Raw genomic sequence first — 24,857 nt, 5'->3', positions numbered from 1 at the left:
ATCTTTAACTAGTGTACGTATTCATGAATTTATATGAAGCTTTGTGCGCTGCGGCTGGTAAGTACCCGGATAAAGCAGCGCTGACGATTCAGGGGAGGCTTGTTAATAAGTCAATTAACTTTGCATCATTTTTAGAGAAGGTCGATGATTTTGCAGGTGTTATGGCAGCAAAAGGAATTAGACCAAGGGATCTGGTAGCAATTGATATTAAGCAAGATATAAATTCGTATGCAGCAATTTTTGCGTTATTTAAGATTGGTGCGGCTGCATATATATTTGACCCTAGTACAAAGCCTTTAGTCGAGCCTGTTGCTATTATTTCATCTGTATTTAATTTAAAGCTAAGACAAACGTTTAAAAATTTATACCGTAAGTTTTCTGCTGGTAAAGTCACACTTGGATTTATTAATTTAAATGATTCAAAGCTTGAGAAGCATAATACGAAGCATAATAATCCTATTGCTATTGTATATAATTATAAAAATAAAAACGGTCTTGTTTTTACTGTTGAAAAAAAACACGAAAGTCTCTATGAGTGCAGCAAATCATTATGCTCGGTTAAAAAATGCGATGAAAGTTCCCTAATGTATAATATGAAGTATAGTGATGTTATTACAAATATAGCAAATGGCAGATCAACATTATTACTTGGCTTAAAACACCCTACTATTGCTAAAGCGCTTACTAAAATTGATGTGACAGGCATTGGTATGGATGCAAATAACATGCGCGGAATTATGAAATATATAAAAAATCCGCTTAATAAAATTCAGAATATATTTTTATATGATAATTCAGTCAAGTCAGCGCTTTTGGTTGATATTAACCGTTATATGCCCGAAAGTTCAACGTACATGTTCTATTGTATATTTGATATTATTGTTACTGAGCTGGATATATCAGAAATCTCAGATGCTGAATATGCAAGAACGTATCAGGGTAAAGGCGTTTTAGTGGGTTATGATGTTAGAAAAGCATCTATAAAAATTAATAACTCCCGTAGTGATTTTACAGTTGGTGAAATACTTCTTAACTTACCAGATACATCGGTGAAATCGCAGCTTCATAATAACTTAATTGAAGTTGACGGAAAGACATGGATAAAAACAGGTAAGGCGGGTTATATTGATAATCTTGGCAGGCTTTGGTATACTGGGGATTATGCAAATACTGTGAAAGTAGACGAAAAAGAAATCTTTATTTTTGCCGTTGAAGAATCGGTGAACGCGAATCCATATGTTGCAAAAGCTGCGTTTGTGGTGAATAACAATACACGAGTGCTATATGTTGAGCTTACAAACCCACGCCATGTAAGCCATACTGAAGAAATTAAGCTTGAGGCAAATAATAATTTTGGCTGTAATATTGTGCAGCAAATTAAAGTAGGAAAAATTCCTATGTCTAAGCATAACCCTATGCATATCGATTATCAGAAAATTATAAAAGGCTAGAAATGCTACTTATATTTGGGCTTGGAAAGTCCGCAAAAGCTTTGTTAAAACTATGGAATGAAGATTATATTGCCACTTCCAGGTCTGGTAAAGAAGGTACGGTTTTGTTTGATAATTTTGAACTTAATCAGGATTTTACGCATATTTTGTTTTCAATGCCACCAAATGAGAGTGGTGACATAGCGCTAAATAAGTTTTTTGATCAAATAGCATCTATGAAATATTTAAAGTGGATTGGCTATTACTCAGCTACATCTGTATACGGTGATTATAAGGGGGAGTGGGTAGATGAAAATTCTGAGCTTAGAGCAAAAGACCCTCAAGGTTTAAACAGAATTAAAGCAGAAGAAGGTTTTTTTAAATTAAGTAAATTACGCCCCGATATCAGTATTAACATTTTTAGATTAAGCGGAATTTATGGCGTAGGATATTCAGTTGTTGATAGAATTCAATCAGGTGATTATAAAATAATAACAAAAAAAGATCAGTATTTTTCTAGAATTCATATTGACGATATTGCAGGATTCACAAGTCTATCTATTCATAAATCTAACCCATCACTTCATATTTATAATGTAAGTGATGATGAGCCAACCCTCCCAGAAGTGCCATACTTATATGCTATTCAAAAAATGGGGCTAGATGTACCAAAAATATGGGATGCAAGTGAAGTTGAAATGACCCCAATGCTAAAATCATTCTATTCAAATAGCAAAAAAGTCGATAACAACAAAATGAAAAATGATTTGGGCTATAAACTTAAGTTTCCTACGTATAAAGAAGGAATTGATTATATTATAGATAACCAACTCTAGGCTATGCCGTAATATTTAGGCTCTAAGTATTCGTAAATTCCTTCGCGTCCACCTTCGCGACCAAAACCTGAATTTTTAGTGCCGCCAAAAGGTATTTTTGCATCCGATATTCGTGTATCATTAATGCCAATCATACCAAAGTTAAGCCTTTCCGCCATTCTTTTGTTACGCTCAGGGTTTACTCCGCAAATATAGGCTGCAAGACCGTAATCTGTATCGTTTGCCATAGCGATAGCTTCTTCTTCACTTGAAAATTTTTGAATTGTAATTATAGGCCCGAAAATCTCGCCTTTAACTATTTCCATAGTATTTGTAACTTCTGTAAAAATTGTTGGTTCAAGGAAATAACCTTTATTACCAAAGCGTTTGCCTCCTAGCATAAGCTTTGCTCCCTGACGAACTGTGATGTCTATAAGCCTTATAAGACGATTTAAAGAATCTTCTGTGATTACAGTACCAAGATCTGAATTTTCATCAAATCCATCGCCAACTTTTAGCCTTGATACTTTTTCATATATATGGTTTACAGTTTTTTCATAACGTGATTCATGAACAAGAATTCTGTTTACAGCTGTGCAGCTTTGTCCATTATTTCTGAATTTGCCATTAAGAACCATGTTTATCATAACATCTGGGTCAGCATCACTGTTGATAATTAGCGGGGCATTGCCACCTAATTCCATGGCAACACGTTGCAGGCTGTCACTACAGCCTTTCATTATAGCTTTGCCAATGCGGGTAGATCCTGTGAAACTTATTTTTCTAATAGCATATGCACCGTGGAATATTTCAGCTATTCTTTTAGCATCTCCTGTAATTACCTGAATTAGGTTAGACGGCATGCCACTATCAAGCGCTAGCTTACACATAAGTAGCGCAGTAAAAGGAGTTAGCTCTGATGGTTTTATGAGCATTGAGCAACCTGCCGCAATAGCAGCTCCAGCTTTTCTGGTAATCATTGCTAAAGGAAAGTTCCAAGGCGTTACAGCTGCGGTAACCCCAACAGGAACGTAGTCTACTACTCTGGTTTGAAAATAGTTATTAGATGGAATAGAATACATTCTGTCTTTAATTGCTTCTTCAGCATACCACTTTAAATAAGCAGCAGCATATTCTATTTCAGCTAATGACTCTTTTATAGTTTTCCCATTCTCCAGAGTAATAAGCTCGGCAAATTCCCTACTATGCTGCATCATAGCTTCATACCATTTTTTTAGTAAGTGTGAGCGTGCTTCAGGGGAAGAAAATTTAAAATGTTCCTGCGCTGATACGGAGTCTTTAATAGCCTCTAAAACTTTATCACTGGGAGTATTTGGCACTGTTCCGATGATTTCTTCGGTAGCAGGGTTTATGACATTTATTTTGTCATCGCAATCAAACCATGTGCCACAAAGATAAGCTTTTTCAATAAGTAAACCTTTCTGCTTTAGACTATTCGCTATACTCATATAAACTTCTCCATTTATCATAATTGGTTTTGGAAATTGATATGTAAAAATGCCCAAATTCATCATCATATTCCGAAGATATAACGGCGCTATTTGCGTAAAGCCAAGCAATTTTAGCGCTATCTTCAACCTTTACATTAACTCTGATTTTTATGTCATCTTCCATCAGCTTTTCATCGATAGCGCTTAGCAACTTATCTAGATTGATGTTTTCTGTGGCAGATATGCAAAGCTTAGACTTGAATTCTGTCTTACTTTTTACTAAGTCAATTTTATTGTATACGTGGATAGTATCTTTATAAAACTTACTTGTAATACCAAGAGACTTTAGAATTTTTTGTACTTCTTTACTATGATCGCGGTACTCAGGGTTTGAGGCGTCCTGCACATGTAAAATGATTGTGCTTTCTATGACTTCTTCTAAGGTTGCCCTAAAAGCTGCAATAAGTTCTGTAGGAAGATTTGAAATAAAACCTACTGTGTCTGATAGTATTATAGTCTTGCGTGAAGGAAGTTTTATTACCCGCATAGTAGGGTCAAGTGTTGCAAAAAGCTTATCTTCTGCTAATACATCAGCATTAGTGAGCTTGTTAAAAAGTGTAGATTTACCAGCATTTGTATAGCCAACAAGCGCAACGATAGGATAGGGGACTGATGTACGTGATTTTCTATGAAGTTCACGCGTTTGTTTTACTTTTTCAAGCTGTTTCTTAATTTTGGCAATCTCATCGCGAATCATACGTTTATCTGATTCCATCTGGGTTTCACCAGGACCCCCAACGTTGCCAAGACCACCACGCTGACGCTCTAGGTGCGTCCACATTCTAACTAAACGGCTTTTCTGATATTCAAGGTGAGCAAGCCTTACCTGAAGTTTACCCTCACTTGTGCGCGCCCTTGATGCAAAAATCTCTAAAATAATACCAGTTCGATCCATAACCTTAGCATTTAGAGCTTTTTCTAAGTTGCGTTGCTGAACAGGAGTAACGGGCATGTCTATATAAACAAGCGCAATATTTTTAGAAGCGACAATTGCCTTAAGCTCTTCAATTTTACCTGATTTTAATAAATGACCAGGTCTATAATCTTTAGTCCAAATGACTATTTTATCAACCACGTTTAAATCAAGAGTAGTGGCAAGACCCGTAGCTTCATCAAGCCTGTATTCAACCTTTTCCGGGTCATCTTTTAGTTTTAACAAAGGCAAAACAATCAAGCAATTGTTATTATCTTTGTCTTTTAATAGTTCTTCTTTTTTAAGCATAATATGAATTTAAATTAATACTTTTATTATAAACTCACATTATGCCTCTAAAAATTAAATGTCACGCATTATTTTGATAAATAGGGGGTGTAAATTTCTATGCTGTCGCTTAAAGTTTCATCGCTAGAAATATTGTAATCAGCTGAAAAATTATCTCTCCAGGTTGATGGTACAAAATAATTATTGTTTACAAATTGTCCAGGCTCAATAATGTTACCAATTTTAGAGTTGCTGAATTGTACATTTTTCACCTTTGTTTCTGATAAATCCATTAAATCAACACTGCAATTACGTAGTATTATTGTGCTTATCGCATCAGGAATTTTGCTAAAGTCAAATGCGTCAAGATTGCAATTTGTAAAAACCAATGTATGCGCATTAGGTATTATTTGAGAAAAAAAATCTTTATTTATTGAATCTATATTGGGTGCGGTTTCGTATAAACCTATATTAAATTGATCTATATATATTATTTCGTTACGACACCCAAATTGTAGTTTATGTGGAGCAGTATCAATATACTGATCTTTATATATATTAAATTTGTATCTTAATATTAAGTATAGTAGTTGATTGTTAAATTTAGTAAGTTGATTTTCATTAAGTATTAAATTTCTAACATTGTGCCTAAAATAAGGTAGTGATGTCAAACTATGACACTTAGAGAAATCTAAATATTCTATATTACATAGATTAAAACCTTCGAGAGCAATACTTTCCAAGGGGTAATCCTCTTTGATGTGCAAAATATGTATTGATTTTTGGGGTAGACCCTCAAAATTCATAAAATAATGTATATAATCTTGTATAAACAATGAGCTATCAATATCAATGCTAGGATTTTCTTCTTTTGACACATCTATATTGAAGTAAACAAGTTTATTTGTATAATTAGTTAGATGTTGATTAAATTTATTATTCATTACCATGTGATTAAATTGTCTTAATGAATATTGTATTAAAATGGTTTCTTCTGCGAATTCAGGTATTGCAAGTGTGTTAGGGTTAAAAATTGACTCATCGGGAAAAGATATTTTGATTGTTCCATTTTCTAAATAATCTACAAGCAAGCCGCTATAAAGTAACTGTGACTCTTTAAATACAGAATGTAGTTTTAGACTTTTTATATTAGATGAATTTACATTAATTGGATCTCGATAATCCAGCTTATTTATAATTAGATTTTGTATTGTCTTGGGCAATAAAATATTATCAACTTTAAGTGGATAAGCGTTATTAATCTCTAAAGTATTTACGCCTATCAAATGCGAAAGATTTAAAACAAATTCACCACTAAGATTAAAATCCAGAACTAAATGCTCAATTTTAATAGGAAGTACATCAAGAAACGCTTGAAATTTATCTATATTATCCTTTGGTTTATCTAAATTATTATTGTAGTTAAATACAATTTTAATTTTTTTAGCAACAGGAAAAATAGCCGATAAATTTCTTGTTATAGTGTTGTAAACTACAGAAATAGTGGAAATGTCAATTGTTACATCTTTGGCTTTTTCAAAAACAATATCTTTGTTGGGATAATTATTAATAATTAAGTTGGCATCTATCTCAACTTTTTCAGCATTCACAAACCTTGCTAAATAAAAGTTATACTCAACATCTTTATGGAATACTACATTTAAAGCTTTAAATGCTCTTAAATTTGGCAAAATGCTGTTGCATTTAGAATTCTGGCTGGTTGCAATTGACGCATTATAAACTTCAATAGCCTCGATTGTTTCAGGTAAATGGTACGCATTTACTGTATAATAATTTAAAGATAATTTTTTTATTTTATGGAAATTAAATCGACCTTTGGTAAAATGTGAGGTTTTAGGTTTAATATCATTTTTTGGAATTTTGGATAAAATAATTTGATTAACATACGATGATCTTGAAAGGACTTCTCTTAAGTTTCTTGCTGAAATTTTATAATTTTTAATAAGCAGAGTGTTGTTGATAGTATATGGCAATGAATTCATGTATTTTGACGTAATCTTTATAGCTGTACTATTAAGATATGAGAAAATGTTTTCTATTATTAGATCAGGAAGTTTTTCAAAACTACTTGAAGCTTTTAATTTATTTTGTCTTATTGTTTTTAACTGATCTGTATATTTTTCAAGCACTTGTTTAGTAGTAATATAACGACGCTTCATTTTACTCATAATAGTTTACTATGTTATGTTAAGAATATCAGTGCTAATAACTGATTTTTAATAAAAGTACAACTACAAAAATACTTTGTATTTTATTTTACATTCTTTGGTAGTTGCTAACGTGTTCATTATTTAAACGTTCTGCGTGCGGTCTGTATTTTGAAACTTTATCATTCAGCCAGTTAATATGTGGGTTTTGAGCTGCTAATTTTATTAGATCTATATCATGACTAAGCTCTAAAAACTTAAGATTTCTGGGTAATACAAAATTTGTAAAAGTTGTATTGATTATTTTTATGGTTTGAATATTAGTATTTTCAAAGTTTGCCCCGTTAACATGAGAATTTGTAATTATCAATCTTGATACGCTGTCTGGAATTTGGCTAAAATCCACATTATCAAAATTATGACAATCGTTAAAGGTAATCGTGTTTAAATCTGGTGCTAAACGAGCAAAATTCTGTTTTTTTATCTCACCACGGATTAAATTAAGTGAAATAGGGGTATTATCATCAAAGGTTAGATTGTTATTTGTATTTATGGTAGGCATATATGTATTACCTCTGGGACTAATAAAATAATAAATATCAAAGTTGGTGTGTAAATTGCTAAGAGCTATGATAAATGGATTTATTTGTATAAGAGCCTTGGGTGATAGCAATAATTTAGATAATTTATACGGAAGGTTTCTAATTGACTGTAAATTATCGCAGGTACTACAGTTTACAACTTCGACATTTATATTTTTAAACTCCTCCATATCTATGTGAGTAATTATATTGTCTTTATCATCATAAGTGACATAATTCATAGCATCAATTGATTCAGGTATAATTCTAATTTGTTGCTTGCCATCTTTAAATATAGTATGCGGAATGGTCAATGACTTTATAAATTCTTCGAATTCCAGTTTAACTATTGTAGGATACCCAACCAATTCCTTAAAAATATTTATAAAATTAGGATCAAAATTCTTACCCACCATACGTGAATAAATATAAGTAACCTTATCTGAAGCTAAATTCGTTCTAACATTTATGCAATTTTCGTGTAGTAAAATATTTAATTGTTTAAGCGTAGAAAAGCATTTTGCTAAAGCATCTATTGGAAATTTATCTGAATTTTGAATTATGTTTGTAGTTCCCGGATAATATCTTAATCTACTAAAATCGACAGACAAGGTTCTAATAGATTCCATGTTTAAATTCTCAAACTTTGGGTTTTCATATTGCAAAGGATATGGGATATGTAAATTTTTAATATTTTTAGGCCACATGATTTTGCTTAGGTCAAGGGGAGCATTTTGTAGTAGGATTTTAACTCTATCAACTGTTTTTAGCATAGATATATCAAGTTTTATATTGCAGTCTCCCTGCAAAACAAAACTTTGTAGTGTTAACTCACCGAATTCCAGGGGGAATTCATTAACATCAATTTCTTGTTCAGTTTGCTCTGTAAAGACTATTTTTAAACTTTTAAGACGAGGGAACATTTTGCTTAATTTAATAAGCGAAGGATTAGTTATTGTAACTTCATCAAATAATATAGTAAGCTTATTTAAATTTGGGAAAACAATATTACTATGAGCCAATAAGGCTAGTGACTCAATTTCTAAATTCTCAACATGTAAAAACTGTTTGATTGGAAAGTTAACATAATTATAAACATATGAGCTGTTGTTGAAATTATTTATATCAACAAGCTTTAAGGTTTTTAATTTAGGAAATAATAACACGCCGTTGGTTGATTTTGCTTTATACTTAGTTTTAACTCTGGCACCATTTAAAGTTAGATGTTCTATGGTATTGGGAATATCAGTAAGATTTATTCTAATAGTATTATCAGATTGATTAAATGACTTTAAGTTTGAAAAAATCTTATAAGACAATTTCCCCTGTTTTATATTCTCTTCCTTTTCAGCTAGAATAAGTTCGCTTCTGGATATTATATGGCTAACATATTCAGGTTTTTTATGAAGGATTGCCATTTCATTAGAAGTATGAGGTTTAACAAAAATGTTTTGAAAAAATTTTGAAACACGTCTAACTCTAAAATCTACAAAATTTACCTTCTTAAAAATCATCGCCAAAATTTCGTAAGGTAAATCGGTGAAAGCTAAACGAGATGGAGCAGAAAAATTTTCGTCTTGTTTCATATATTTCCTTATTAATGACTAATTATTCAGCTGTATTTACTTTAAAATCAAATATTTGCAAGGAATATTTATTTTAGGCATAAAAAAAGGCGTTATAAAACGCCCTTTAAGTGTATGTGTGGATTTTATGACCTTGGCATACAGAATGATCTGGAAGTTTCGGCTTCTAAAAATTCTACTAGTTGCCTTACTGCTTCTGAGTTTATATATTCAGCCTTAACATTATTAATGCGTTGCTCAAAACTTAAGCTAAAATCCTTAGGGTAAAATATTTTATCAAACGCGTCTTTAAGCATTCCAATTTCTTCACGTGAGAAATTGCGCCTTTTTAAGCCAACAAGGTTCATGCCAGCAAGGTTTGCTCGCTCACCCATGACTAAGGCGTATGGTACAACGTCTTTTTCCACAGGACTCATGCCACCAATCATTGCATGCGCTCCAATTCTAACGAATTGATGTACAGCTGATAAGCCACCAATAATAACAAAGTCTTCTAAAGTAACATGCCCTGCAAGCGTTGCATTATTTGCCATAATTACGTTATTACCGATCTTACAGTCATGAGCAATATGCGTACTCATCATGAATAAGCAGTTATTACCTACGGATGTAAGCATTCCGCCACCATCAGTGCCTGGATTCATGGTTGTATACTCACGAATCATATTATTGTTACCAATAATAAGCTCAGACTTTTCGCCTTTAAATTTTAAATCTTGAGGCTGCGAACCAAGTGACACAAAAGGGAAAATTTGGTTGTTTTCGCCAATGGTTGTATAGCCGTCGATTACTACATGCGAATAAATTTTTGTACCATCGCCAATTTTAACATTTGGATAAATAACGCTAAATGCACCGATTTCAACATTTTTTCCTATCTGAGCGCCGTCATATATTACTGCGGTAGGGTGGATTTTGTTTGCCATTCTTACTTCTCCGCAATCATTGCTGTAAATATTGCCTCGGCTACTTTTGTACCTTCAACATATGATTCGCCCTTAAATTTCCAAACATTTCCTTTCTGTTTTTCTTTACTCACATGCATTTTAAGAGTATCGCCAGGTACAACAGGTTTTCTAAACTTTGCCTCTTCAATAGACATAAAGTAAACAAGCTTGCCCATAGCTTCTTGTCCCATGCTTTTAATAACAAGAGCAGCAGCTGTCTGCGCCATTGCCTCAATAATAAGAACGCCAGGCATAATTGGTTTGTTAGGGAAGTGACCTTGAAAATGAGGCTCGTTAAACGTTACATTTTTAATACCTACAGCTGATTCAAAGGGAATAATATCTTCCATTCTGTCTACCAGTAAAATAGGGTAGCGATGTGGGATCATTTCCATGATTTCTTCAATAAATACTTTGTCTAAATGCGCGCTCATTACTTTTCGTCCTTTTTCAATAATTTCTTCAGTATAATAGTTTGTCTGTGCCAGTTTTTAATAGGCTGGGCAGGGGAGCCACCATATATTTGTTTAGGTGCAATATCAGTCATAACCCCAGATTGCGCGGCAATCTGAACTCCTGCGCCAATTTTTAAGTGACCGGCAAAACCGCTTTGACCACCTGTGACAACATAATCGCCCATTACCGTGCTTCCAGAAATCCCAGTTTGTGATACGATAATACAGTTTCTGCCAAGCTCAACGTTATGTGCAATTTGAACAAGATTATCAATTTTTGTCCCAGACCCGATAACTGTATCATTTGCAGATCCGCGATCTATTGTTGTTCCTGCTCCAATCTCGACTTCGTCATGCACTATTACACGACCAACTTGGGGTACTTTATAGTGTTTTCCAGCATTTAATGCGAAACCGAAGCCATCCTGACCGACTGAAACGTTAGGGTGGATTAATACTTTGTTACCAATTACAGCATGCTGTATCACACAGTTACTGCTAATTTTCGTATTATTTCCAATTACGCAGTCATTATGAATAACCGTATTGTGCATAATTATAGTATTATCGCCTATTACAGCGTTATCTTCGATTACTACATTTCGACCAATATAGCAATTTACGCCAATTTGAGCGCTTGAAGCTATATAAGCAGTAGGTTCAACAACTCTATCATTAATAATGCTCTCTGATTTTGGAATATAAAAGTATTCCAAAAGTCTTGCATAATCATAATATGGGTTATTTGATGATAAAATAGCCACACCCTCAGGTACGTAATCAATATCAGCCTTGCCAATTATGACTGCTGCGGCTTTAGTATTTTTTAGCTCGTCTACATATTTCCTATTGAAAAAAAAGGAAATTTCAGATGAGGAAGCATTTGATAAAGCAGCGCACCCAGATGTTTTTATATGGATGTTTTGTCCGTTATCAAAAAGCTCAAGCCCCAGAAACTCGGCTATTTGCTCAATTGACTGGGGCTTGTTAATATCGTAGAAAGTTGAATTCATGTTATTTTAAATCAATTTTAATTTTACTTACTTTTGCATTAAGCCTTTTTAACACTTCTTCAGATTTATTCAAGTTTTCATTTGCATAAAGTAACTGGTGACTAGCGAAAATAATTTCTGCGCCATTTTCTTTTGCTATATCCTGAATAATTTTCTCAGCTTCAGTGTTAAGTTGTGTAAGTGCTGTATTGAATGCTTTGTCCATTTGTTCTCTTTTTGCTGTTGCAGAACGACCAACTTCAGCGAACTTTGTACGGAATTCTCTTACTTTCTTCTGGAAAGCGTCTGGCGCTAACGTAGCTTCTTCTTTTTTGAGATTTTCGTCTTCGGCCCTTAATTCCTGTTCTTTCTTTTCAAATTCCTTAGCATTTTTTACGCGGTATTCTTCAACTTCCTTATTTACCTGATTCATAGCATTTGATGTGCCAATAACTCTATTAATATCAACCACCAGATACTTTGTTTCCTGAGCAGCTAAAGCCGGGCTTGTAAGTGCTGTTGAAAGCATTGCAACTAAAAGTAATTTTTTCATATAATCTCCCTAAATAAAATATATAGGTAAATTAATGGAAATTTTGTTTAATTACAAGCACTTAATTTGATTAAAACTCTTAATTGAGAAAATATTTCAAATTTATTGACAAATCGTTTACTTTTTTGTATAATAGGGTAATTTTATTAATATTTAAATACTGGACATGTACATATGCTTTACACTTTATATGAAAAACTTACTAATACTCCTGAGTATGTAAGTAAGGCTATAAAAACACTGTTATCATCTAAGGTTAATGAAAGTGGGTTAAAAGTGTATGAGCTTGATAAAGCTAATTTACTTAAGAATAATGGTAATGTTCAGTACTCAGACCTGCTTGATTTATTAGAGCTTGTTGACTATACAAACTTTAAAGAAAAAGCATTGCAAGCGGATGCAGCTGCTTATAAGCAATTACAAGAAATTCTACTAGATAAAATCTCCCAGGGTATTAAATCTCTTAAAGATGAACGTCTTGATATATCAATTCAGGAAATTGATGCAGTTAATGACATTGATAAAGCTAAGGAATTTTTAACAAACAATAAAGAAAAAATCCAGAATGCAGAGTATTCAGTGTCTTTAAAGTTGTATGCAAATCTTTATTATGAGCTTGATAAAGAAAATCCAAATATAAAAGAAGTATTTGAATCATTTGAAAAAGATATGTTTTCATCATTTTTGAATGATTATAGCAGGGAAGGTTTTCATATTTTAAATGTTAACGAAAATAGAGTACAGCATACTCAATACAGATCACCAGATCCAAGTGATACTAATTCAAAAATAACGAATTTTGGCGAGTTCAAGGATTGCTATAAAGAAGATAACGCACTAAAATCTATCGGCTTTGAGAACATTATAATGATGATGTGGCAAAATTTTGGTAGTGGAATTACTAAAGAAACCAAACTAAAAATTAAAGATTTAGGTGAAGTTGAAGTGCAATATATGAGAAGCTCGAGAGATGTTTCTTATAAATTTGTTTTGATTGAGGGTGGTCATAAAAAATATTGCTTAACGGCTCCATTAGTGAGAAAATTTCTAAACGATAAAGGTGAAGAAGTTAAAACGTTAATAGGCTCCGTTGAACTTGAAGTAACGCCTAGAACTGATACAAATGAACCCGATATCAAATTAAGGATTATTTCTAAGGAAGATATTGATTTAAAGGGATTTTCGACAGTTCAAGAAGTGGATTACTGCAATACTCTCGCAAGTTATGTAAGTATAATAGATCCAGCTACTGCTGTTTTATTTGATGGAAATGTTAAATCAAAAGATAGTCCCCGTTTTGAAAGCATACTTGTAAAAAGAGACTATGAAAATAATATAGAAAAAACAAAAAAGATTTCACAGACACAAGAAATTGCAAAAAAAAGAAGCATTGATCAAGAAATAATCCATTCAATAAAAGGTATGTATTATACTATCAAACGTCAGGAAGAGCTAGGTCTTTCAAGCCAAAATTTAACAGAAAGTCTAAAAACTCAAGCTGGTGACATTGCAAAGAAAAAGTCTGAAGTTTTGAAAAAAATGGCATTTTTTACAGCTTGTTCAGGCTTTAAAGTTTCTGACAAGCCTAACCAAAAATATGAAGGTGAAGTCATGACTTCAGCTTCCCTTAATAATCTTTCAGTAGCTGATGTAATGGGTAATGGCGGTCATGGCGGGCGAAATTTTATTGTTATTAAAGATGTGGGAAATGATAGCAATGCTTTCTTAAACTGGATTGCTGGCAATGATGCTACAAAAAACTTTGTAGCTGATGAAGTTTTTAACTCAGCTAAGGCAGAAAAAGATGGGAAAATTTTCTATTCAAGGTCTACCTCTACTCATTCGATAGAAAATAAGGATGGACAGTATGTTGATCAAAGGGGTTATGGTGTAGGTCAGTGGCTTTATACAAATTTTGCTGATTTATATAATAAAGTTATTGATAAACAACAACCAGGAATTGATAAAAAAGAACAAAAAATAGATATACCACACAAAGGTATGGATATTGCAGGTGTAAATCCTGAAGAATTGATTACTCAGTCAGCAATGAATAACCTTGTTAGATTACAGGCAGCTGGTGAAAAAAGAAGTTTAAGATCTAGCGATGGTCATTTATATGTTCAAACAAAAGATATTAATAACAATAATGTGGTTATGCTTGGCTTTGAGGGATCACCTCCTCATGGTGAAAGCCAGTATGGGTCGCATTCATATCTTGGTGGCGCAGATAAATTAAGCTTTATTGGTGGTAAAACTAATATTAATAGCTCAAGTGCATGGGAATCAAAGGAATTTAAAGAAGAACTAGCAAATGATGGCGTCATTTTACCAGATAAAGATGGTGGTCATAGAGTTGAAATGAGTTATGCTGGTTTTAAAATGCTTCAAAAATATTACGAAGAATTATATACGGTAACGCTTCAAGAAAATGTCGAATATGACGGAGTAAAATATCAAATTACAGAAAACGAAGCTTTTGCAATCATCCTTTCAATGCCACCACAAGATGATCATAAAAGCTTCTTGTCAGCGTTTAAAGAGGCAAGATATAGATTGCTGAAAGAAAAGAGAGATGTAAACCAATTCATTAATAACGAAGTCAAACTCAGATTTCCTAATAAGTATAAAGCAGTTAATGATACCAAAGCGCTAAATAACCATATTGAAGATGATTTAGGTAGTTCTGTTATTGAAGATGCAGCTAAATTGCTTGCTAAGCAAAATGAAGTTGCTAATGAAAAGATTCGTGAGCTTGAGGAAGAAATTAAGTATAACGAGACCAATATTGTAAGTCTAAAAGAACAAATAGAATCATTTAAAACAGCTATTAAATCTATAAAACAAGAAAATCAAAACCTTGAGAGACATTATCAAAATGAGTTAAAAACTCTAGGAGATCGTGTTCTAATATTACAAACTGAAAATGAACAAATTACTCAGCAAAAAACAGCTTTGGAAGCTGAAAAAACTTGTATATCAAAGGATCATCAGGAAAAAATTGCTGAAGTAAATCAAGAAATTGAAGCTTTAAAGGCTCAGCTTGATACTGCTAATTCTGATAAAGCCGCTTTAGAGCAGCTAAATCAAGATTTAGCTGCAATAAGAAGCGAAATTAATGCTGCAAATGTTGATAAGTCTAAGCTTGAAAGGGAAAGGGACGATTTATCAAATGAACTTGCCATAAAAATACAAGAATTAGAAGCTTTAAAACAGAAACTTACTGATGCTGATAATGCAAATAAAACTTTAGCAGACAAAAAGGCTGAAGTTGAGGATGCTAAAAAGCAGCTTACAGACGAAGTTACTCAGCTAAAGAAAGAATTGGAAGGGTTAAAGACTCAGCTTGATAGGGATAAAACTAGTCTTACCACAGAGAAGAATAATATTGAACAAGATCGCAATAAACAAAGAGATAGGGCAGATAACTTGCAAAGAGATAAAGATGCTCTAGATCAGCCAGTTAGAGATTTGCAGGATAGGGTTAACCAGCTTACAGATCAGCAACCCAACTTGATAAACCGTGCTGCAGCGCGTAAGGCTATATTAACTGCGGGGATTGCTGCTGGATATGATGTTAGTTTTGTAAATATTGCTAAGTTTGCAGCGATATGGACAAGAAGAGTCTTAAGTTTTGTAGCTGTTAAAGCATTGGCTCAGCATTATGCTCCATTTGCTTCCGAATCTTTAGTAGACCTTATGCAAAATAAAAAGGTTCAAGGGGCTTTAAGTGCTATTCTTTCTGTTGTTACAGAAGCTGTATCACCACGCTTTAAGTCTAATAATGCATTGTTAGAAACCCTTAACGCATTTATGGGCGCTGCAAACAATAAAGAGGCTGAAAAAGCTCAGCTTAAATTAGAAGCTAACCTTACAGATGTAGAAGTTACTGCAGTGCAGGAAAAATATAAACCTTCAATGCTTGAAAATGCTACTGGTTTAAACTGTTTTAGAAAAATTGCAGTTAAAAGTGAAGCAAAAACTGCTGCAAGAGCCGCTTAATAAGATCCACAGTGTCATTCCGAGAGGCGTATCACGCCTCGTGGGAATCCATAAAAACTTGAGCCTGAAATGGATTGCCACGGAATGTACTACATTCCTCGCAATGACATGACGTTCAAAGTCGTTATTCCGAAAGATATGTAATATCTCGTGGGAATCCATAAAAACATTACTTAGACAGTTTATCCTTCAGCATCTGGTTTAAAATATCTGGGTTTACCTTGCCGCCTGATGCTTTCATCGCCTGACCAACAAAGAATCCAAATAACTTATCTTTACCAGATTTATATTCTGCTACTTTATCAGCGTTGTCAGTTATAATCTTATCAACCAGTGCTTCAATTGCTGACAAATCTGTTACTTGCTTCATGTTCTCGGTTTCTACAATTTCTTCAGGATCTCTGCCGCTTGTAAACATAATTTCAAATACGTCTTTAGCAATTTTACCAGATATCACATCGCTTGAAATAAGCTTTAAAAGCTTAGCAAGTGTTTTAGGCGCAATAGGGGATGCGTCAATCTCAAGATCTGCCTTCTTAAGCCTTGCAAAAAGCTCACCCATAATCCAGTTAGCTGCCATTTTTGGCTCTGCTTCCTTAATAACTTCCTCAAAGTAATCTGCTGACTCTTTCTCTGCTGTTAAAACTTCAGCGTCATATGCGCTAAGTCCTAGAGTTTCTGTATATCTTTTAATCTTCTGCTCAGGAAGTTCTGGCATAATCTTACGAATGCCATCAATAAATCCTTCGTCAATTTTGAGTGTTAAAAGATCAGGATCTGGGAAATAACGGTAATCAAGTGCATCTTCCTTAGAACGCATTGTACGTGTTTCACCAGTTGCTACGTCAAAAAGTCTTGTTTCCTGGCTAATTGTGCCGCCGCTTTCTATAACGCTAATTTGGCGATCAACTTCATAATCAATAGCTTTAACAATATAGCGAATTGAGTTGAGGTTTTTAATCTCACAGCGTGTGCCGAGTGGTGCGCCAAACTTTCTTACAGATACGTTAGCGTCGCATCTTAATGATCCTTTTTCCATATCACCATCGCAAGTACCTAAGTATCTTAAAATACTACGGAGCTTTTTCATGTATTCTGCAGCTTCCTCACTTGATCTAAGGTCTGGGCGGGAAACAATTTCCATTAGAGCAATACCAGAACGGTTAAGATCAATGAAAGTATGCTTTGGGCTTTGATCATGAAGGCTTTTACCAGCATCTTGCTCCAAGTGAATTCTTTCAATGCTAATATTTTTTGTAGTGCCATCTTTTAAAGTAATCATAAGATTACCGTTTTCTACAACAGGCTTATAAAACTGTGATATTTGATAACCTTGCGGAAGGTCAGGGTAAAAATAGTTTTTACGGTCAAAACGTGACTCTAAATTAATTGTCGCATTAATACCAAGACCTGTTTTTACAGCTTGCTCAACGCAGAACTTATTAAGCTTAGGCAGCATTCCTGGCATAGCAGCATCAATTAAAGATACCTGCGTATTTGGCTCTGCTCCAAACTCTGTTGCAGCACCTGAAAATAGTTTTGATTTTGACGAAACCTGAGCATGAACCTCAAGACCAATTACAACTTCCCAATCTGAATTACTCATATTACATACCATACGCATTTAATTTAAAACTAATCGCTTCTTCTAAAGAAAGCGCGGCTTTTATCATTGTCTCTTCATCTAAATGTTTAGCTATAAGCTGAATGCCAAGTGGCAGTCCGCTTTCATTTATCCCAATTGGAAGTGACATGCACGGAAGACCAGCAAGACTTGCAGGAACGGTAAATAAATCATTCATATACATGCTAACTGGGTCAAGCTTATCTTCAAGGCCAAATGCAGGTGTTGGGGTGGTTGGTGTTAGTATTACATCAACTTTCTCAAATGCTTTCTTAAAGTCTTCGATAATTAAAGTTCTAACTCTTTGAGCCTTTTGGTAATAGCTGCTTATATGTTCAGATGATAATACAAATGTACCAATCATAATACGGCGTTTTACTTCTGCGCCAAAGCCTTCAGCCCTTGTATATTCATAAAGGTCATTGATATTAGTAATAGGTGAGGTTGTTCTATAACCGAATCTAACGCCGTCATAACGTGATAAGTTAGATGATGCCTCAGCTGGCGCGATAATATAATAAACAGGAAGTGCATAGCTTGTATGTGGCATTGAAATTTCAACGATTTCAGCACCTTGCGCTTTTGCAAGGCTAATTGCTTTTTCCCATGATGCTTTGATATCACTTGATAACATCGGGTGATCATACTCTTTTGGAACGCCAACTTTCAATCCTTTCATGCTATTTGCAGATAGTTTTGATAACTGCGGTACTGGTAGGTTTTGTACTGTTGAGTCAAATTCATCATGACCCATGACATTTTCTAAAACTAAGCTAGCATCTGCAACGCTTCTTGCAAGTACACCCGCTTGGTCAAGTGAGCTTGAGAATGCAACCATGCCATAACGTGAACATCTGCCGTAACTTGGCTTAATACCAACTGTTGCAGTATAAGCCGCTGGCTGGCGAATTGATCCGCCTGTGTCGCTTCCAAGTGCTGCCATTGATGAAAAGGCAGACACTGATGCAGAAGAGCCGCCAGAAGAGCCACCTGGAACTAGTTTTTTATCAGGATTATCTTTTGCTCTCCAAGGGTTGATAACACCGCCAAAATAGCTTGTACCATTTGATGAACCCATAGCAAATTCATCCATACCTGTTTTACCAATCATAATACCGCCAGCGCCAAGTAATTTTGAGCTAACTGTTGAGTCATATGGAGGAATAAAATCTGCAAGCATTTTTGAGCAAGATGTAGTTCTAAAGCCTTTTGTACAGAAAAGGTCTTTTACCGCAACAGGTATACCTTCTAAAGGTCTTGCTGTGTTATTATCAAGTCTTTCTTGTGATTTTTTTGCTTCTTCTCTTGCAAAGTCAAATGTCTCCAGCGAGAATGCGTTTAAATCTTTTGTTTTTTTAGCCTGTTTAATATAGCTATCTACAAGCTCAGTTGCTTTAATTTCCTTTGAGCGTAGCTTTTTGCTAGCTTCTAAAATAGATAGTTTAAGTAATTCACTCACGTTAAAACCTATAATTTGTAATATTATTCAATAACTTTTGGAACGGCGTAGCAGCCATATGCAGCGTCTTTTGCGTTTTTAAGAACGTCTTCCTGCTTGTTGCCATCTGTAATGCTGTCTTCTCTAAATACCTGGAGATTAAAGCTATCAATTACGTTTATTGTCTCTTTTACATTGTCAGTATTAACTTCCTGAAGCATATCAATAACTTCAAAAATCTTTGAAAGCTCTAAAGACATTTTTTTTGCGTCTTCCTCATTCATTTTGATACGAGCAAGACGAGCGATTTTATTAACTTCTTGTACTGTAATTTCAGCCATCGTTTTTCTCTATTTTTAAGTAGGTTTTGTGGCTCATAGTAGAAGAGAAATTTCATACTTTGTCAAGTTCATTATTTACATATGATCTAAAGATCGCTAGTATATGAATATGAATATGAATATTTTAACTTTACGGAAATATGGCGATAATTAGTCAGGTACAATCAGCCAAACAGGTTCAAACGCTTAAGCTTTCGCAGTCTATGAATACTATGCTTAAGGTGTTACAGCTGTCTAATCTTGAGCTTTTAGAATTTATCGACCAGCAAATTAACGAAAACCCATTACTCGAAAAAGACGAGGCAAATGATAATTATATAGATAATATCAAATATGCTTCTGACAAAGACTTTGACTTTACTAGTATTTATTCAAAAGAGAAAACCCTTTATGAGCATTTAAGTGAGCAGATCGAGATTAGTTTTTCTGATCCTCAGGATATTGAAATAGCTTTTGAACTGATGGACATGCTTGATGAAAGAGGGTACTTATTATTAGAAGAAGGATACAAAAAGCCCAATTTAGATAAAGTCATAAAAAAATTACAAACCTTTGATCCTGCTGGAGTTTTTGCCCGCAACTTAAACGAATGCTTAAAAATGCAGTTAGAAGACAAAGGGCTATATAATAAAGCATATGAGGGGCTTATCAATAACCTTGAGCTGGTTGCTAAAAACGATATAAACCAGTTATCTAAGATTACTAATAGCGCGAATGATGACGTTGTAAACATGATCAAGGAACTTAAACTTTTAGATCCAAAGCCTGCGCTCAAGTTTGAAAATGACCCAAGTATATTTATAGGTCCTGATGTTATAGTTAAAAAACTTCCAGATAATAGCTATAAAGTTGAGCTAAATACGGCAGTACTTCCAAGATTATTGGTTGATAAAAAGTATTATAGCCTTATTAAGGCAAATAATAACGATTCCAAGGTTATTGCAGAGTATTATCATAGTGCAAACAACATTATAAAAGCAATAGAACAAAGAGCTGAAAACGTGCTTAAAATTGCTACGTATATTGTGCAAAATCAAACGAGTTTTTTAGAGTTTGGTAATATGTATTTAAAGCCAATGACCCTAAAAAATATAGCAGATTCTATTGGTGTTCACGAAAGTACAGTAAGCCGAATATGCGCTAATAAGTATATGTATACACCTAAAGGAATAATGCCTTTTAAACAGTTTTTCAGTAAAAGTGTAAACTCTGATGATAATAGCAAAGAAGCCTCAAATAAGGCGATTATGAATCTAATTTTGGAAATTATCAAAAAGGAAACGCCAGGAAACATACTCTCAGACGATGACCTTGTAGAACTGCTTAGGAAGCGCAATATTTCGATTGCAAGGCGCACGGTAGCCAAGTACCGTGGGCTTCTAAATATCCCATCCTCACACGTTAGAAACAGGGAGAGGGGCTAAAAAATTGGTGTTTTCAATGAACAATGTTTATATCGTTTTCAATCTTTTTAAGAACTTCTGATCTAACTCTGGCAGCTAAAGCGTCATCTCTAAGAGTTAAAAATTGATCGAGAATATATTCGGGTTGACGTTCAACTTCACACTCAAGAATTCCACGCCAGTCTATAGCATATTTATGTTTTAATCTTTGTTGCTGCATAGTTACTAGTTCGTAAAATATATCGACTAATTTATCAAAATTAACCTGAAAGTTATGAAAAAATGCTTTAGCTCCGTCTAAATTCTCTGGTTTAATGAATTTGTTATTTTTTTCTAGTTCACCTTCATCAAGTTTTAAGATCAATAAAAAACTGCAATTAAATTTTAAATCATCGTCATTTCCATTCCACGCTAGATTATGCGCAGCATTAAAATACGAATCAAACAGGCTCAAGGTAAATCTTGCGCCAAATTTAATGAGAAGCACCATACAATCTTGCTTTCTCTTTGCAAAAGCTAAACATAATAGTGATTTATTTACCTTCCGAGCAAATGGGTCGTAAGATTCTAAACTATAATTAGGATTAGCGTTAATCTCAAGCAACTCCCATAAAGGTAAAAGAGAATTTTCCTTTTCTAATACATTATAAGCTTTTATATCAGAGTCACTACCTGTATGAGTAACTTTTGTCTTAACAATCTCAATAAATTTAGCGCACATATTGCTTATTCTCTTTTTTAATTACATAAAAAATAATCTTTCAGACCGTTTTTTACTAAAATGCTCTGTAACACCCTTGTAAATTGCATCTTTAACGTCTTTATCTTCTATTAAAAGAATTTCATCAAGGATTTTTTTGGTAACTTCCTTTAAAGATATGTTATTGAAGTTCACAATTTTATTCACTATTTCAGAAGGTAGGATAGGGGCTTTATTATCAAGTCCTTCTCTCCACGCGGTATCACCCTTACCATTTTCAAGGCACTTATGCGTAACAAAACAATTGCGAGCAAATGTTTGCTTAATTTCATCGGGATAATAGGATTCTATAATATCACTAACAAGTGAAGTATAAATGCTTACAAAATCAGCAATATTTTTGGGATCAAGGATGAAATTTTTTGCGTGAGTACGAGAACTATTATTCATATTTGGGTAAATATCAAACATATAAAATAAGTTTGATATTTTATAAATCTTAGCATGATCACTTGCAAATTTAGGAATATATAATTTTGTTTCCAGAGGCATAATAGAATCACTGACACCATTGGTTGTGTAAGAATCGTATTTAACCCCGTGCTTGGCTAGTAAAATTAAATGAGAATATTTGAATCCAAAGATAACTTCAGACAGTATTGATGTTTTATACCGCACCATAGATGTCTTTTTATAAACCGCACTTGGATCGGCTTTATATTTTAGTAAAAAATAGAATATTGCTGGGTTTTTATCAACTGCTATACCTAATAAGGGAATATGGTTTTCAGGATCAATAAAATTAGCATCCGCGCCATTTTCAAGTAATCTTTTTACATCAGCTACATTATTGTTTTTAACCGCGGTCAGTAATTGATTAGTATAATCTTCTTTAGAGGGAGTATTTTCTTTGTGCTGCATTATATTTACCATTTTTTAACTATTTGCGCCTTTATGATATATTTATACTCTGCTGTCAAGTTATTATACTTATAGGTATAATAAAAGTCACATAATATATATTATGTTAAATACGATATAAAAACAAACGCCACAGAACTATATAATTGCTGTGGCTTTGTTCTTTAATTATCAGTTTTCTTGATATTTTTATTCATATGCTAGAACCTTTGATTTTGTCCTTGCTGCTGAGTATTTCTCCAAATAGTCTTTTTTAATTTAGATAGCATCCATTCATATGACGTATCGTTATATTTTTCAATTTTTCTATCTTTAAGAGATTTTAAAATTATATTCTGTTCATTTTCACCAATTTGCAAAAACATATGATCTATTGTATTCACAAAACCCTTTTTTAATAAAATATGAATAGTGTAGTAATCTTCACTCCTAAGGCATTGCAACTTAAATTCATCTGGGATTTTATTCCAGAATTTTATTATTTCATTCTCATTAGAGTAAAGGCTGGCTATTTTGGAAAATATTGCGATACCTTTATCACACTCATGTTCATCGTCTACCTTAAGAAGCTCCTTTAAATTTTCATCACTAAAAAACAAGAAAATATTTTGTATAGTATCTGCAGCTATTTGACGGATTTGTTTAATATATATAGCTGTTTGATTTTTGTTTGCGATTTTCTTACAATCAACATGCATTGCATTGCATTGATGTAAGATAGTATTTCCGTTGCAAAGGTATTTTTATCTTCTTCTGTAAGGCAAAGGATAAATTTAGCCATATAAGACCAATATTCACTTTTTTCTAGCAAGCAATCAAACAAGAACATATTTCGATAAATTGCAACTTCACGCATTGACTTTTTATTAAGTCTTTTACAATATGATAATATCGCTAATATCTGGTCATCTTCAGTGCTTATATTTTTACCTTTGAATTCACCTTCAATTCTTTGATTTAATATATCTATTTCTTCCTTTGTATTTTTAATTAACATATCCTGAGATACATTTTGGGGAAAACTTTTTTCATAATCCTTTTGAGCTATAGATAACTTATTTTGTCTCTTAGAGAAATCTAAATTTGGGTGTATAGTATGGTTAGTTTTCTGACGTTTAGAAACTTGCCATTCATCTCCCTCGCCTGTATCTATATTCATTGGCAATGACTCATCTTCTGAAGGTATTTCAAATATTTTGTCCAAAAATGAATTGCACTCTTCTACTTTTTGTTCATGAACTGCTTTAACATTGTCATAAATTGTCTTAAAGTTTGGATCGCCTGGGAACTCCAAGATTATTTTTTGAATAATATCATGATTTTGCGAGTATTCTGGTTCATACATAGCCTTTTTGCAAATGCCTTCAAATATAGAATAGTTTTTTGTCGCCAGAAGTATATGCCATTCAATCGCACCTATTTTAGATCTTATCCATTGTAGTGATGTTGATTTATATTGTATAAAACTAGAGCTTTCAAAAATAACAGATTGTAGCGCCTGTTTTTGTTCATTTGAACTAATTTGAGAAAATATATGTTCTATAGTATTGATTAAGCCACTCATTAATAATAAACCTATAGTGCAATATTCATCGTACCTAAGGCATTGTAATTTAAATTCATTCGGTATTCTGTTCCAAAAGCTTATTGCAGCATTTTCATCACTGCAAATACCAGCAACAGTTGCTAATATTGCCTTTCCATTGCAATATTCATTATCTATTAAAAGCAAATTTCTTAAATTATTATCTGTTAAAGAAGTTAATATCTGCTGCGTTACATTTGCTGCAATTAAACGGTTGCCTGTATCATCAGCTGAATCTTGATCTATTTGATCTATATACATTAATATATTCCAGATAACGTTATCTTTATCTTTTTCTTCTAAAGTGTTCAAGAAGTCTATAATATAAGACCAATGTTTAGGCTCGAAAGAAAGAAAATCAAATATCCAGTTATCCGAATAAATTGCAATCTCTCGCATTGATTTTTTATCAAGTAAGCGGCAAGCATCTAAGATATACTGAATTTGACCTGATCTGTTTGCAACCAGACCTTCTTCTTCAATTTCAATTAATAAATCTATCTCATTTTCTAATCTTTCGATTATCTCATCTTGAGATAATCCCTGAAAATCTCTTTCATTAAATATTTCTTGACCAGCAAACTTTCTCTTTGTCATGTAATAT

At 33.3% G+C, this 24,857-nt stretch carries 19 protein-coding genes; 4 read left to right on the top strand and 15 right to left on the bottom strand.

All coding sequences use genetic code 11. The features are described 5' to 3' along the window. Nucleotides 1–23: 23 nt before the first annotated feature. Both BGO27_05680 and BGO27_05675 read left to right on the top strand, forming a co-directional pair. Nucleotides 24–1,451 carry a hypothetical protein gene (locus tag BGO27_05680; protein OJV12210.1) on the top strand — a complete coding sequence of 476 codons (1,428 nt, stop codon included), beginning with the start codon at nt 24–26 and terminating at the stop codon, nt 1,449–1,451. 2 nt (nt 1,452–1,453) lie between these two features. Then, complete coding sequence (locus tag BGO27_05675; GenBank protein ID OJV12209.1) at nt 1,454–2,266, top strand: hypothetical protein; 813 nt, start codon at nt 1,454–1,456, stop codon at nt 2,264–2,266. On the opposite strand, the gene BGO27_05670 is transcribed toward BGO27_05675, so the two are convergent. The 8 genes from BGO27_05670 to BGO27_05635 all read right to left on the bottom strand — a co-directional run bounded on the left by BGO27_05670 (nt 2,263) and on the right by BGO27_05635 (nt 12,239). Then, the gene (locus tag BGO27_05670; GenBank protein OJV12279.1) at nt 2,263–3,714 is read right to left on the bottom strand and encodes a hypothetical protein; all 1,452 of its coding nucleotides are present in this window, start codon (nt 3,712–3,714) and stop codon (nt 2,263–2,265) included. The two genes, BGO27_05675 and BGO27_05670, sit on opposite strands and share 4 nt — an antisense overlap. Next, nucleotides 3,698–4,978 carry a GTPase HflX gene (locus tag BGO27_05665; GenBank protein ID OJV12208.1) on the bottom strand — a complete coding sequence of 427 codons (1,281 nt, stop codon included), beginning with the start codon at nt 4,976–4,978 and terminating at the stop codon, nt 3,698–3,700. The genes BGO27_05670 and BGO27_05665 overlap by 17 nt, the downstream gene beginning before the upstream one ends. A 68-nt stretch (nt 4,979–5,046) precedes the next feature. Beyond that, on the bottom strand, nt 5,047–7,146 hold the full coding sequence (locus BGO27_05660) for a hypothetical protein (protein OJV12207.1): 2,100 nt from the start codon (nt 7,144–7,146) through the stop codon (nt 5,047–5,049). Nucleotides 7,147–7,234: 88 nt separating this feature from the next. Next, nucleotides 7,235–9,292, bottom strand: coding sequence for a hypothetical protein (locus tag BGO27_05655; GenBank protein OJV12206.1), 2,058 nt, complete (start codon nt 9,290–9,292; stop codon nt 7,235–7,237). Between the two features lie 125 nt (nt 9,293–9,417). Continuing rightward, on the bottom strand, nt 9,418–10,218 hold the full coding sequence (locus BGO27_05650; GenBank protein OJV12205.1) for an acyl-[acyl-carrier-protein]--UDP-N-acetylglucosamine O-acyltransferase: 801 nt from the start codon (nt 10,216–10,218) through the stop codon (nt 9,418–9,420). Between the two features lie 2 nt (nt 10,219–10,220). Continuing rightward, nucleotides 10,221–10,673 carry a 3-hydroxyacyl-[acyl-carrier-protein] dehydratase FabZ gene (locus BGO27_05645; protein ID OJV12204.1) on the bottom strand — a complete coding sequence of 151 codons (453 nt, stop codon included), beginning with the start codon at nt 10,671–10,673 and terminating at the stop codon, nt 10,221–10,223. Next, complete coding sequence (locus tag BGO27_05640; protein ID OJV12203.1) at nt 10,673–11,707, bottom strand: UDP-3-O-(3-hydroxymyristoyl)glucosamine N-acyltransferase; 1,035 nt, start codon at nt 11,705–11,707, stop codon at nt 10,673–10,675. The genes BGO27_05645 and BGO27_05640 overlap by 1 nt, the downstream gene beginning before the upstream one ends. 1 nt (nt 11,708) lies before the next feature. After that, nucleotides 11,709–12,239, bottom strand: coding sequence for a hypothetical protein (locus BGO27_05635; GenBank protein OJV12202.1), 531 nt, complete (start codon nt 12,237–12,239; stop codon nt 11,709–11,711). A gap of 174 nt (nt 12,240–12,413) precedes the next feature. Here BGO27_05635 and BGO27_05630 point away from each other — a divergent pair, with 174 nt between their 5' ends. Beyond that, nucleotides 12,414–16,241 (top strand): hypothetical protein, encoded by a 3,828-nt coding sequence (locus tag BGO27_05630; GenBank protein OJV12201.1) that lies wholly within the window; start codon nt 12,414–12,416, stop codon nt 16,239–16,241. 169 nt (nt 16,242–16,410) lie between these two features. Here the strand turns inward: BGO27_05630 and gatB are convergent, their stop codons facing one another. The 3 genes from gatB to BGO27_05615 are packed head-to-tail and all read right to left on the bottom strand — an operon-like array spanning nt 16,411 to nt 19,644. Next, nucleotides 16,411–17,859 carry an aspartyl/glutamyl-tRNA amidotransferase subunit B gene (gene gatB / locus BGO27_05625; GenBank protein OJV12200.1) on the bottom strand — a complete coding sequence of 483 codons (1,449 nt, stop codon included), beginning with the start codon at nt 17,857–17,859 and terminating at the stop codon, nt 16,411–16,413. Beyond that, entirely contained in the window at nt 17,849–19,324 is a 1,476-nt protein-coding gene (gene gatA, locus BGO27_05620) for an aspartyl/glutamyl-tRNA amidotransferase subunit A (protein ID OJV12199.1), read from the bottom strand. The genes gatB and gatA overlap by 11 nt, the downstream gene beginning before the upstream one ends. Nucleotides 19,325–19,347: 23 nt before the next feature. Further along, entirely contained in the window at nt 19,348–19,644 is a 297-nt protein-coding gene (locus BGO27_05615; protein ID OJV12198.1) for a hypothetical protein, read from the bottom strand. 140 nt (nt 19,645–19,784) lie between these two features. On the opposite strand from BGO27_05615, the gene BGO27_05610 reads away from it, so the two are divergent. Next, nucleotides 19,785–21,068, top strand: coding sequence for an RNA polymerase sigma-54 factor (locus BGO27_05610; GenBank protein ID OJV12197.1), 1,284 nt, complete (start codon nt 19,785–19,787; stop codon nt 21,066–21,068). A gap of 13 nt (nt 21,069–21,081) precedes the next feature. Here the strand turns inward: BGO27_05610 and BGO27_05605 are convergent, their stop codons facing one another. The 4 genes from BGO27_05605 to BGO27_05590 all read right to left on the bottom strand — a co-directional run bounded on the left by BGO27_05605 (nt 21,082) and on the right by BGO27_05590 (nt 24,850). Next, on the bottom strand, nt 21,082–21,768 hold the full coding sequence (locus BGO27_05605; protein OJV12196.1) for a hypothetical protein: 687 nt from the start codon (nt 21,766–21,768) through the stop codon (nt 21,082–21,084). Nucleotides 21,769–21,789: 21 nt separating this feature from the next. Beyond that, nucleotides 21,790–22,668: a hypothetical protein gene (locus BGO27_05600; protein ID OJV12195.1), complete on the bottom strand. Its 879-nt coding sequence runs from the start codon at nt 22,666–22,668 to the stop codon at nt 21,790–21,792. Between the two features lie 200 nt (nt 22,669–22,868). Continuing rightward, nucleotides 22,869–23,267, bottom strand: coding sequence for a hypothetical protein (locus BGO27_05595; GenBank protein OJV12194.1), 399 nt, complete (start codon nt 23,265–23,267; stop codon nt 22,869–22,871). Between the two features lie 26 nt (nt 23,268–23,293). Further along, complete coding sequence (locus BGO27_05590) at nt 23,294–24,850, bottom strand: hypothetical protein (protein ID OJV12193.1); 1,557 nt, start codon at nt 24,848–24,850, stop codon at nt 23,294–23,296. Nucleotides 24,851–24,857: the final 7 nt, after the last annotated feature.

The sequence above is a fragment of the Alphaproteobacteria bacterium 33-17 genome (assembly GCA_001897445.1).
Lineage (GTDB): Bacteria > Pseudomonadota > Alphaproteobacteria > Rickettsiales > 33-17 > 33-17.
This window is presented reverse-complemented; position numbering and strand designations above follow the sequence as displayed.